This window comes from Bartonella bennetti (assembly GCF_045945445.1).
Taxonomy (GTDB): domain Bacteria; phylum Pseudomonadota; class Alphaproteobacteria; order Rhizobiales; family Rhizobiaceae; genus Bartonella.
Map to the genome: position 1 here is coordinate 1367361 of NZ_CP174576.1, position 12575 is coordinate 1379935.

9 protein-coding genes are annotated in these 12575 nt (G+C 39.3%); 3 read left to right on the forward strand and 6 right to left on the reverse strand.

Translation table 11 applies throughout. From position 1 onward, the window contains the following. Positions 1-6: 6 nt before the first annotated feature. The 4 genes from atpA to ACJTDF_RS06195 form a co-directional block, all read right to left on the reverse strand. A complete protein-coding gene (gene atpA, locus ACJTDF_RS06180; protein ID WP_407965415.1) occupies positions 7-1542 on the reverse strand; it encodes a F0F1 ATP synthase subunit alpha in 1536 nt (511 codons plus the stop codon). Next, complete coding sequence (gene atpH, locus ACJTDF_RS06185; protein ID WP_407965416.1) at positions 1542-2126, reverse strand: ATP synthase F1 subunit delta; 585 nt, start codon at positions 2124-2126, stop codon at positions 1542-1544. The genes atpA and atpH overlap by 1 nt, the downstream gene beginning before the upstream one ends. Before the next feature lie 185 nt (positions 2127-2311). Then, positions 2312-2941 (reverse strand): hypothetical protein, encoded by a 630-nt coding sequence (locus ACJTDF_RS06190; protein ID WP_407965417.1) that lies wholly within the window; start codon positions 2939-2941, stop codon positions 2312-2314. A gap of 61 nt (positions 2942-3002) precedes the next feature. Continuing rightward, positions 3003-5231 carry a primosomal protein N' gene (locus tag ACJTDF_RS06195; protein ID WP_407965418.1) on the reverse strand — a complete coding sequence of 743 codons (2229 nt, stop codon included), beginning with the start codon at positions 5229-5231 and terminating at the stop codon, positions 3003-3005. Positions 5232-5523: 292 nt separating this feature from the next. On the opposite strand from ACJTDF_RS06195, the gene fsa reads away from it, so the two are divergent. Continuing rightward, the gene (gene fsa, locus ACJTDF_RS06200) at positions 5524-6177 is read left to right on the forward strand and encodes a fructose-6-phosphate aldolase (RefSeq protein WP_407965419.1); all 654 of its coding nucleotides are present in this window, start codon (positions 5524-5526) and stop codon (positions 6175-6177) included. Positions 6178-6360: 183 nt separating this feature from the next. Here the strand turns inward: fsa and ACJTDF_RS06205 are convergent, their stop codons facing one another. Next, entirely contained in the window at positions 6361-6951 is a 591-nt protein-coding gene (locus tag ACJTDF_RS06205; protein ID WP_407965420.1) for a hypothetical protein, read from the reverse strand. Further along, positions 6938-9562 (reverse strand): leucine--tRNA ligase, encoded by a 2625-nt coding sequence (gene leuS / locus ACJTDF_RS06210; protein WP_407965421.1) that lies wholly within the window; start codon positions 9560-9562, stop codon positions 6938-6940. Before leuS ends, ACJTDF_RS06205 begins: the two co-directional genes overlap by 14 nt. Before the next feature lie 148 nt (positions 9563-9710). Between leuS and ACJTDF_RS06215 the strand changes: the two genes are divergently transcribed. Together ACJTDF_RS06215 and acs are read left to right on the forward strand one after the other, a co-directional pair. Beyond that, complete coding sequence (locus ACJTDF_RS06215; RefSeq protein WP_407965422.1) at positions 9711-10391, forward strand: YggS family pyridoxal phosphate-dependent enzyme; 681 nt, start codon at positions 9711-9713, stop codon at positions 10389-10391. Positions 10392-10613: 222 nt separating this feature from the next. After that, positions 10614-12569 (forward strand): acetate--CoA ligase, encoded by a 1956-nt coding sequence (gene acs / locus ACJTDF_RS06220; protein WP_407965423.1) that lies wholly within the window; start codon positions 10614-10616, stop codon positions 12567-12569. The last annotated feature ends 6 nt before the right edge of the window (positions 12570-12575 follow it).

Consider the following 12575-nt stretch of genomic DNA (forward strand, 5'->3'; position numbering starts at 1 on the left):
AATCAATTAAGAAAAATTCTTTGCATAATTATCAAGAACAACAACCATTTGAGTTTTAATTTGATCCGTTATTTGTTTCTGTTCAGCGATCGCATTTAAGAGCTCTTCATGATGACTGCGTAGGAGTGTTAAAAGCCCTTGTTCAAATCGCCCAACATCAGAAACAGCTAATGAATCAAGATAACCATTTACACCAGCAAAAATAACAACAACTTGTTCTTCTACTTTAAGTGGTGAGAATTGTAGCTGCTTTAAAAGCTCTGTCAAACGTGCGCCACGATTTAAAAGATGCTGCGTTGACGCATCTAAATCTGAACCAAATTGCGCAAAAGCTGCCATTTCTCGATATTGAGCTAATTCACCCTTGATAGAACCAGCAACTTGCTTCATTGCCTTAATTTGGGCAGCAGAACCAACACGTGAAACAGAAAGACCAACATTCACTGCAGGGCGAATCCCTTGATAGAATAAATTTGTTTCCAGAAAAATCTGACCATCGGTAATCGAAATCACATTGGTTGGAATATAAGCAGAGACATCATTGGCTTGTGTTTCAATCACTGGCAGTGCTGTTAAAGATCCAGAACCATTATCAGCATTAAGCTTTGCAGCCCGCTCCAAAAGACGAGAGTGCAGATAAAAAACATCTCCTGGATAAGCTTCACGACCAGGAGGACGACGCAACAAAAGAGACATTTGACGATAAGCAACAGCCTGTTTGGAAAGATCATCATAACCAATCAACGCATGTTGACCATTATCACGAAAATATTCTCCCATTGCACAACCAGCAAGGGGAGCAATAAATTGCATCGGAGCAGGATCAGACGCTGTAGCTGCAACAATAATTGAATAGTCAAGTGCTCCACGTTCTTCCAAAATTTTAACAAATTGCGCAACCGTTGAACGTTTTTGACCGATTGCCACATAGATACAATATATTTTGTCTTGATCTTGCCCAGTAGCATTTTCATGAAAACGCTTCTGATTTAAAAATGTATCGAGCAAAATCGCTGTTTTTCCTGTTTGACGATCACCAATCACCAATTCACGCTGTCCACGTCCAATGGGAATTAAGGCATCAATAACCTTTAATCCAGTTGACATTGGCTCATGCACAGATTGACGTGGAATAATACCAGGAGCCTTGACATCAACACGACGACGCTCTTTTGCCTTAATAGGACCTTTTCCATCAATGGGATTACCTAGTGCATCTACAACACGACCAAGCAAAGCAGGTCCTACAGGGACATCCACAATAGCCCCGAGCCGTTTAACGGTATCGCCTTCACGAATATCACGATCTGATCCAAAAATCACAATCCCAACATTATCCGTTTCCAAATTCAGTGCCATTCCCTGCACACCATTGGAAAACGCGACCATTTCACCTGCCTGGACATTATCCAAACCATAAACGCGAGCAATTCCATCACCCACAGATAAAACCCAACCAACTTCTGAAACTTCAGCTTTTTGATCAAAGTCTTTGATTTGTTTCTTTAGGATTTTTGAAATTTCAGACGGTCTAATATCCATCAGCTGACCTCTTTTTTCAATGAAAGCTTAAGTGAAGATAATTTTGTTATAAGGGACGCATCAATTTGGCATGACCCTAAACGAATGATAAAACCACCAAGAATTGTTGGATCAACGGAAAGTTGTAACATAATTTTTCCTCTGACAACACTCTCCAATGCCGTGCGCAACATTTCTTTCTGAGAAGCATTTAACGGATGTGCAGAAATAATTTGCACAAAAAACTCTCTACGGAAAAGAACAAGATGACGCTGAAAAGCACGTAAAATACTGGGTAATGCAAAAAGCCTACGATTAGCTGCAATAACACCTAAAAAATTGCGAAAAATGCGGCCTGCCTCTCCATGAACAAACTCTATACTTTCACAAAGAGCATTTAATGCTTTCTTCTGTTCTTTTACTGAAAAAAACGGACTATGCACAAAATATTTTAAATCTTCATTTTGCTCCAAAATATTCAAGAAAGACGCCACTTCCTTTTCAACATGTTCAATACAACCTGCTTCTTGAACCAAATCAAAAAATGCCTTTGCATAACGCTGGCTCACTAGCGGCAATGGGACAAGAGAAACTGAATCTGACACGAAATACCGCCTCTTTTCCTTAAGAGATTCTCTGATATTGATCAGAAAAAATGGACCACATATTTCAAATTCCAAAAATCTTTTTCTTGAAACTCAGAACAAAAAATTTCCCAATCTCTAGCATAGACATCATCGACTCGCAACACCACAAAGCAATGCTTTTTGAAAATTTTTAGATAAAATAACTAAAATGACTTTTTAATTGACGGATGAGGAACACAATTTTTTTTGAGTCCATTTTTGATATTAGCTGATACCTGATTTAATTTTTCCATATCCCCTTCATGAAATGTATCGAACACTGAAGAGGAAACTTCTTTTCCAACTTTAGATAATAAAATATCCATTTTAAAACTTTCATCCATCAAAAGAGCTTCCACAACATCTACCGAAAGATCCAATATACGTGCTTTTTCCATCAATTTGCGATGATTTTGTAAATGCCGCAAAATTTGTGCTGTCAATGGTCCAACAACAGTCCTATGATAAATATTCAATGACTTATTAAAGGCCATAATATCTTGCAAAATTATATCATCATAAAAGACTGCATAAGCATAAATCAACTGACGGGAATGCGTAACTGGAAAACCACAAAGAGACCGCATTGCTTGTTGTGGAGAAGCAATGATTGGCTGAAAAACTTTTTCCACTTCTCTCATTAAGCGATAAGTAAAAATAAAAACAGTCGCATCGATGCTTTGCATTTCCTTTTTTTCATTGTTTTTAATCACATCAGAAATCGATGCTTGTGCTCCTGTCCCGATAAACCAGGTAAAAATAAAAATTATAAATCCAATCTTTTTCAAAACCACTCCCCTTTTAAAATATGCTTTATAACAAACAAATGTCTCTATTTGCCTTTTCATTGCCTTTTCAGAGAAAACTTTGCGGATCAATATCAATCTGAACCCGAACCGAACTAGGCTTCTTTGGTGCACGAGATAGGATGACACGAATAAACCCTTGCAAATCAAAAGAGCGCTGCCCATGAAATAACAGCCGAAAACGATAACGACCCCGCACAAGTGCCAACTGTGCTTCTGCAGGTCCCATCACCGATACACCTTTCACCGATGGTGCAACTCGGCGCAATGCACGGGCATAATTTTCTGCAACTTGACGTTTTTCCGAAGAAACAATCAAAGCTGCAAATCGTCCATAAGGAGGCAAAACGTCATGCTGGCGCATTGCAATCTCACGCTCATAAAAATCCTCACGCTGTTGTGAAAGTAAAGCTTTTATAACCGGATGATCTGGTTGATAAGTTTGCAACAATCCTAAACTTTCTAATCCCATACGCCCGGCTCGCCCTGTGACTTGAGACAAAAGCTGAAAAGTGCGTTCACTTGCACGTAAATCACCATTGGCAAGACCCAAATCAGCATCAATCACCCCAACCAAAGACAATCTAGGGAAATGATGCCCCTTAGCAACTAACTGTGTTCCAATAACAATATCTACATCCCCCCTTGCAATTGCTTCTAATTCTCGTCGTAATTGACTAATTCTTCCTTTTAAATCAGTAGATAGAATAAGCAACCGTGCCTGTGGAAAAAGTATCTGTGTTTCCTCGGCAATTCTTTCCACCCCTGGCCCACAAGCCACTAAATGATCCAATGTCCCACATTCTGGACAAGCTTCTGGAAGAGGCTCATAATAACCACAATGATGACATTTAAGCTGTCCTCGCAAACGATGCTCAACCAACCAACTCGAACAATCCGTACAATGAAAGCGATGTCCACACACCCGACAAAGTGTTAAAGGCGCATATCCACGCCGATTGAGAAACAAAAGCGCCTGCTCACCCTTTTCTAAAGTTTTTCTCAAAGCCTGTTCAAGAACACAAGAAATAAAGCGTCCTTTTTCTACACCCCCTTTACGCATATCAATCACGCGCAAATGCGGCAACGCTACTGCTTGAAACCGTGAAGGCAAATGCACCCGCTGATAACGCCCCCATAGAACATTCACCTGACTTTCAATTGAAGGAGTCGCTGACGATAAAATAACAGGACAACGCTCAAAAGATCCCCGCGCTACAGCCATATCCCGGGCATGATAAAAAATACGTTCTTCTTGTTTATAAGCACCATCATGCTCTTCATCAACGACAATTAATCCAAGATCCAGAAAAGGTAAAAAAAGCGCTGAACGTGCTCCTGCAACAACCCGCACTTTTCCTTCTACAACTTGCCGCCATACACGTTCACGACGACGTGGTGTTAAATCAGAATGCCATTCAGCTGCTGAAACTCCAAAACGTGCATGAAAACGGTCTAAAAATTGCTGTGTTAAAGCAATTTCTGGCAATAAAATCAAAACCTGTTTGTTGCCCCTTAGCGCTTGCGCAACCGCCTCAAAATAGACTTCTGTTTTTCCAGACCCCGTGACTCCATCAAGCAAAAAAACCTGAAATTGAGAAGATAAAACGCCTTCTCGCAACAAATTTGCTGCCGATTTCTGTGCTCCTTCTAAAACAGGTGGACAAAAATCAGGATCAGGCAGAGCAACCACTGCCTGTACTGGAACCACAACCTCTTCAAAAACCCCAAGTGATTTTAAAAGATCTACCACTGAAGGAGAAGTTCTCGCGGCATGAGCAAGATCAGAACGAGTCCGAATCATTCCATCACGTGCCAAGTCTAAAACACGCGATCGCGCTGGTGTTAACCGTTCTACGTTCCCTCCACAATAACGCAACCCCACCATCTTCTCTTCTGGATCTAAAGCTGTCGGCACACGTAAAACCAACCCTGCAACAAGACCGAAAGGCGTCATAGTATACTGACTGAAAAAACGCAAAAATGCGATCATCTCAGCTTTTAATGGCGGACAATCAAAAACATGCGTCACAAAGCGCAATTTATCACGCGCCACAAGAACATCGGTTACTCTCTTTAAACTCTCCCTTTGTTCTTCCTCAGATATCGGCTCACCAATAGCAACCACAAAACCACAAATCTCGCGTCCTGCAACAGGAACACGCACAAAAGAGCCAACTTTTATCTCTATATGCGGCTCTACCCCATAGCTATAAGCCTGAAAAACTGGGATCGGTACCACAACCGAAACAATTTGCATTTCTGTCACAATTGACATCACCTTTTTATCGATAGTGCTTTGGTCTTATTGTTTGTATTTTTCTATTCTTGTACCCTATTTTTTCTCTGACCTGTTCTTTATATAACCAATACAATAATTATCCCAGAATGAAACAATGTGATAATATACTTTTTTCATTTACTTGCCTTCTTCTAAAGACGTTTTGTATCACTCCTCTATCCATCAATCGGCCCCTTGCTTTTGCTATAAAGAATAGCGCATAACATATACAAGAAGAACCAAGAGAAGTATTAAACAACAAACTTTTAAAAGCCCAAGGAGATTTGAAATGAAATTTTTTGTGGATAGTGCGCATAAAGAAGATATCCAAGAATTACAAAATTTAGGATTGGTCGATGGTGTCACAACCAATCCTTCTCTCATTCTCAAATCTGGACGTAATATTCTGGAAACCATCAAAGAAATTTGTGCTCTCGTCAACGGACCAGTGTCCGCTGAAGTTGTTGCAACTGACTTCAATAATATGATGAAAGAAGCGGCTGTTTTAGCAAAAATTGCTGACAATATTTGCATCAAGCTCCCCTTAACACTTGATGGATTAAAAGCTTGTAAAGCCCTCACTGAACAAGGGCTAAAAACAAACCTTACCCTTTGTTTTTCAGCTAATCAAGCTTTGTTAGCTGCAAAAGCGCATGCAACATTTATTTCACCTTTTATCGGAAGAATCGATGATTGTGGATACAATGGTATCGAACTTCTCCACGAAATTCGCACTCTTTATGACCAATATAATTTCAAGACTCAAATTTTGGCTGCCTCCATCCGCTCTGTCAATCATGTTAAAGAAGCAGCATTGAGTGGTGCAGATGTTGCAACTATTCCCCCAGCAATCTTAAAAAATCTAGTTAAACATCCTCTAACTGACCAAGGCTTAGAGACATTTGCGGCAGACTGGGCAAAAACGGGACAAAATATCGCTTAAAAAGCATTTAAAAACCCTACAAATAGTGTACTTCTTCTTCAAACATCTCAACTAAAATGTTTTTAAACGGATAAGAGATATAAATTTAATAAAATAAAATTTTACTCTAACTGAGCCATATCGTGTCCAAAACTTCTTCATAAAAATATGCAACTTATTTTAATATTCGAAGAATATGAGCTTTTAAAAAGGAGAAATTTTTGCAAGATCTTTTGCAAGCAACATAAAAATGCGTTCAGCCAATTCTTCTGCAACGCGTTTTTGCGCATTTTTTTCAGCTTGCACTGTTGCATATTCTTGACGAAGTCGATCAAAAGAAGCACTCATTGTTCCTGTCCCTTTCGCAATAAGTTCATTTTTCATATTTTTTAAAATATAAGAAGCTTTACTCACGATTGTTCCAACAGAAGGGTATCCTATTCCATCCTCTTCCAGGTCACTGTCTATTTCGAAAGATGTTCGTGTAAAAACCGATGTTTGCAATGACAATTGGTAAATTGGCATGGAAGGCTTTCCTCCACGCCCATAGAGAAGAAACAATAAATGATTACGCACCATTTGACTGAAATGATCAGAGGGTTCTTCAATCACAATAGCTGCAAATTTCTCAGAAAGTCCTCTAGAAATCTTTTCTGATGTTCCAACGTGCAAAAGAGAAATCGTAGATGTCGATCCCTGTGAAACCTGACGATAAAGTGGTTCAATGGTACATCCACTAAGAAAAGCAAACAAACAAGAAAAAACAGCAGCAATAAATCCATTAAATAATGACATTAACAATCCTTTTTGGAACAATAATCATTTTCTTAATAGATTTTCCAACTAAGTGTGCTTGCACAAAATCAAGAGCACAAACCGCTTCTTCAATTGCCACATTATCAGCGACCGCAGCAAGAGTTACATTACCCCGCTTTTTACCATTAATTTGCACCGGTAAAGTAATATATTCTTCAACCGTTAATGCAGAATCATAAGAAGGCCAAGGACACTGCGACATCAGTGTATTCCCGCCCAAAGCAGCATGACATTCTTCTGCTAAATGAGGCATCATAGGGGCAATCATTGCAATGAAAAAATCCACTGCTTGACGCAGTGCAGACTTCATTTCATCTTCAGCATTTTCTATATTATTTAGAGAGGAAGCTATCACATTCAATAATTCATAAAGGCGTGCAACAGCTCGATTAAAGGCAAGTTTTTCTAAATCATCTTCTACAGCACAAAGTGTGCGATGGGCTGCTTTGGAAAGCTCTAAAGCAGCTCCTTGCTGTCCTGCACATGGCTTTACCTCCTTTAAAACCGGAGAACTTAAAGCCACTAAACGCCAAACACGCTGCACAAAACGGTGCGCACCTTCAATTCCAGATTCCGTCCAAATGACATCACGCTCAGGAGGAGAGTCTGACAACATAAACCAGCGTACAGTATCCGCTCCATAGGAAGCAATAATATCATCAGGATCAACGACATTCTTTTTTGATTTTGACATTTTTTCAATTGAACCAATCATCACTTCACTTTGATCGGTGAGCTTATAGGCGCAACGCTTTCCATCCTTTTCAACAATTACGACATCTGCTGGCGAAACCCACCCTTTTTCATCTTGATAGGTTTCATGAACAACCATACCCTGCGTAAATAAACCTTCGAAAGGCTCATCTACCGAAACATAGCCTATCATCTTCATCGCACGTGTGAAAAAACGTGCATATAAAAGATGCAAAATTGCATGCTCAATACCACCAATATATTGCTGAACAGGCAACCATTGTGCTGCTATTTTCTGATCTATTGGTTCTTGAGCATGAGGTGTAGTAAAGCGTGCATAATACCAAGAAGAATCAACAAAAGTGTCCATTGTATCGGTTTCACGTTTTGCCAATTGACCACAACAAGGACAAACTACTGTTTGCCACTCATCATGGCACGCAAGTGGATTACCAGGCTGATCAAAAGTAACATCATCGGGTAACACAACGGGCAAATCAGCACGTGGGACAGGCACAACACCACAATCCGTACAATGGATCATAGGGATCGGACAGCCCCAATAACGCTGACGCGAAATTCCCCAATCACGTAATCGAAATTGCACTGTTTTTTGTGCTTGAGGCTGATCCTTGAGCAACTGTTTCTCAAGCCGTTCAGCAACCATTTGAAAAGCTTCCTGCACTGTCAAACCATCTAAAAAGCCTGAATTAATCATCACGCCATCGCCCACATAAGCTGTTTCAGCAATGACAAAATTCTCAGCATCACTTTTTGTTGGTACAATTACTGGGCGCACAGCAAGATTATATTTTCGAGCAAAATCCAAATCTCTCTGATCATGAGCAGGACATCCAAAAATAGCCCCTGTGCCGTAATTCATGAGAACAAAATTAGCGATATAAACAGGAAGATGCACTGTCGGATCAAAAGGATGAATAGCAAAAAGTGGCGTACGAAATCCTTTTTTTTCCACTGTCTCAAACGCCGCTTCTGTAGTCCCATTACACCGACAGCTTTCGATAAAAGTATCAAGTGCCTTATCCTTTTGTGCTAAAGCTTTTGCAATTGGATGATCAAAAGAAAGTGCTAAAAAAGAAGCACCAAAGAGAGTCTCAGGACGCGTTGAATAACAAACAATTTCATCAAATGCATCACCTATATCATCCGCTGTATTGGTGTTATGCAAAGCCCAACGAATAAGAAGTCCTTGTGATTTGCCAATCCAATTTTTTTGCATAATGCGTACTTTTTCCGGCCACTGATCAAGCTTTTCAAGTCCTGCCAATAAGTCGTTACTAAAATCACTAATTTTAAAAAACCACTGTGTTAATTCGCGTTGTTCAACCAATGCACCAGAACGCCAACCACGACCATCAATAACCTGTTCATTAGCTAAAACTGTTTGATCAACAGGATCCCAATTGACCTTAGCCACCTGACGTGAAATAAGCCCCTTCTGATAGAAGTCCAGAAATAGCATTTGTTGACGATGATAATATTCTACATCACATGTGGCAAATTCACGGGACCAATCCAAAGAAAAACCCAGTTTTTGCAATTGCTTTCGCATTACCCTGATATTTTCATAGGTCCATACTTTAGGATGTACTTTACTTTGCATGGCAGCATTTTCAGCAGGCATTCCAAAAGCATCCCATCCCATTGGATGAAGCACATGAAATCCCTTTGCCCGCTTATATCGCGCAACAACATCCCCCATAGTATAATTGCGCACATGCCCCATATGAATACGTCCAGAAGGATAAGGAAACATTTCTAAAACATAATATTTTACACGCTCACTATCATCAGCAGCTTGAAAAATTTTCTTTTCATCCCAAATCGCTTGCCATTTTTTTTCCTGTGCACGTGGATTATAGCGCTCGCTTATCATTCTTATTATACTCTTTATAAAATTAACTTCAAAATTTTCATGAAGATTCACCACGGATTAACTTTATCGTCAACCTTTTCATGAATTATTTTAAAGCTTTTATAAAAAATTATCTAATTCCTGCATAAAAAACAGAAAGCATACCCCTATGAATACATCTAATATTTCCTCTATTGACGCATGGAGAAACCTTCAACAAGAGATTGCCAAAACATGTCAGGACTACCATCGTCCCGTGGAGAATATTCAACTCATTGCTGTTTCAAAAACTGTTTCCGCAAACAATATTATTCCTCTTCTGCAAGCAGGACAGTTCCTTTTTGCTGAAAATCGTGTGCAAGAAGCAGCCGAAAAATGGCCCTCCTTACGACAAACATTTAACACAATCGAACTTCATCTCATTGGCCCCTTACAATCCAACAAAACAGCAGAAGCTGTTAAAATCTTCGATGTCATTCAAACTGTTGATCGAGAAAAAATAGCTAAAAACCTAGCAGAAGAAATGCACAAACAAAAAAAGCATCTTCCCTGCTATGTCCAAGTCAATATAGGATTAGAACCACAAAAAAGTGGCATTTTTCCACAAGAAGTAAAAGCCTTTGTTGCTCAATGCAAAAATAATTATGGACTTGATATCATTGGATTGATGGCGATCCCCCCTATTCAAGAAAATCCTGGCCCTTATTTTGCTCTTTTAGCAAAACTTGCAAAAGAAACTGGCCTTCCAAAACTCTCTATGGGCATGTCCAATGACTTTAAAATCGCTCTCCAATTTGGTGCAAATGTTCTTCGTATTGGATCAGCTTTATTTGGTCCTCGCTCCTTTTAAGAATTGTTTCTTTAAGCCTTTCAATCTTTTACGAACCCACATAAAAAAGCTTTTTTGTGACATTCATTGCATAAAATTAATCATTCAAGCCTACGACTTAACCTACGTTGAATATAAACTTTCATTCTTATCAAAGCACCCATGAAAAAGTGATCCCTAAAATAGAATAATAAGATAGCAATACAGCAACTTTTTTGACATCAACAAAAGAGGAGGAAAATAATGTCTGAAAAAACTTATCCAGTACCAATGCATCTCAAAAAAACAGCTTTCATTGATTATGAAACCTACCAACAACAATACCAAGAAAGCATTAACAATCCAGAGGCTTTCTGGGCAAAACACGGTCAACGTATTGAATGGTTTAAACCCTATACAAAGGCAAAAAACGCTTCATTTAATGACTCTGTATCGATTAAATGGTATGAAGATGGAATTACAAATGTGGCCTATAATTGCATTGATCGTCATTTAAAAAATCGCGGTGATCAAATCGCACTCATTTGGGAAAGCGATGATCCCAATATTGATCAAAAAATAACTTATAATGTCCTTTATGAAAAAGTCTGTCGTTTCGCGAACATCTTAAAAAAATATGGAATTAAAAAAGGGGATAGAGTCACCATCTACCTCCCAATGATTCCTGAAGCAGCTTACGCTATGCTCGCATGTGCCCGTATTGGAGCTATTCATTCAGTTATCTTCGCTGGTTTTTCTGCTGAAGCTATTGCAGGACGTCTCATTGATTGTGAATCAACTTTTATCATTACTGCTGATCAGGCTTTACGTGGAGGAAAGGCAATTAATTTAAAAGAAAATATTGATCAAGCCATTCATATAGCAGCGCACCACAATGTGCATATCAACCATGTTATGGTCATACAACGTACAAATGAAAAAATTGACTGGGTTACAGAACGTGACTTCTGGTATCATGAAGAGGTTCTTCATGCTCCAACTGATTGCCTCCCAGAAAAAATGAATGCAGAAGACCCTCTTTTTATTCTATATACTTCAGGATCAACAGGAAAACCAAAAGGCGTTCTGCATACAACAGGCGGATATCTTGTCTATGTATCGATGACACATCAATATGTTTTCGATTACCATCCCAATGAAATTTATTGGTGTACAGCTGACATTGGTTGGATCACTGGCCACTCTTATCTGGTGTATGGACCTTTATGTAATGGTGCAACCACTTTAATGTTCGAAGGCACACCAACTTTCCCTGATAAAGGCAGATTCTGGGATATTGTCGATAAACACAAAGTCAATACACTCTACACCGCACCAACGGCCATTCGTACTTTAATGGGCGCAGGAGATTCATATGTCACACGCTCTCAAAGAACATCTCTACGCCTCCTAGGAACAGTAGGCGAACCGATCAATCCGGAAGCATGGGAATGGTTCTATCATACTGTTGGAAACAGCCATTGTCCCATTCTTGACACATGGTGGCAAACAGAAACAGGAGGACATATAATCACTCCTCTCCCCGGAGCTACAACACTCAAACCGGGATCGGTTACACATCCGTTTTTTGGCATCCATTTACAAATCGTTGATGCTCAAGGAAATGTTTTGGAGGGAGAAGCAGAAGGAAATCTTTGTATTGCCGATTCATGGCCTGGTCAAATGCGTACCCTTTATAATAATCATAAGCGCTTTATCCAAACATATTTTTCCACATATAAAGGAAAATATTTTACAGGCGATGGTTGTAAACGTGATAGCGATGGCTATTATTGGATTACAGGACGAATTGATGATATACTTAATGTTTCCGGTCACAGGCTAGGAACTGCTGAGCTTGAATCAGCCCTTGTGTCACACCCTTCTGTTTCAGAAGCGGCTATTGTAGGATATCCTCACTCTATTAAAGGACAGGGAATTTATAGTTTTGTAACCTTAATGGAAGGGATAACACCAAGTGAAAAATTATACCAAAATCTTATTCAACATGTAAGAAAAGAAATTGGGGCTATTGCGATAATAGATAAACTTCAATTTACTGCCCAATTGCCCAAAACACGATCAGGAAAAATTATGAGACGCATTTTGCGAAAAATTGCTGAAAATAATCTTGATGCCCTAGGAGATATTTCAACCCTTTCCGAGCCGCAAGTCATCAATGACCTTATTGCCAATCGGCAAAATACAGAACATAATTGAGGGTAT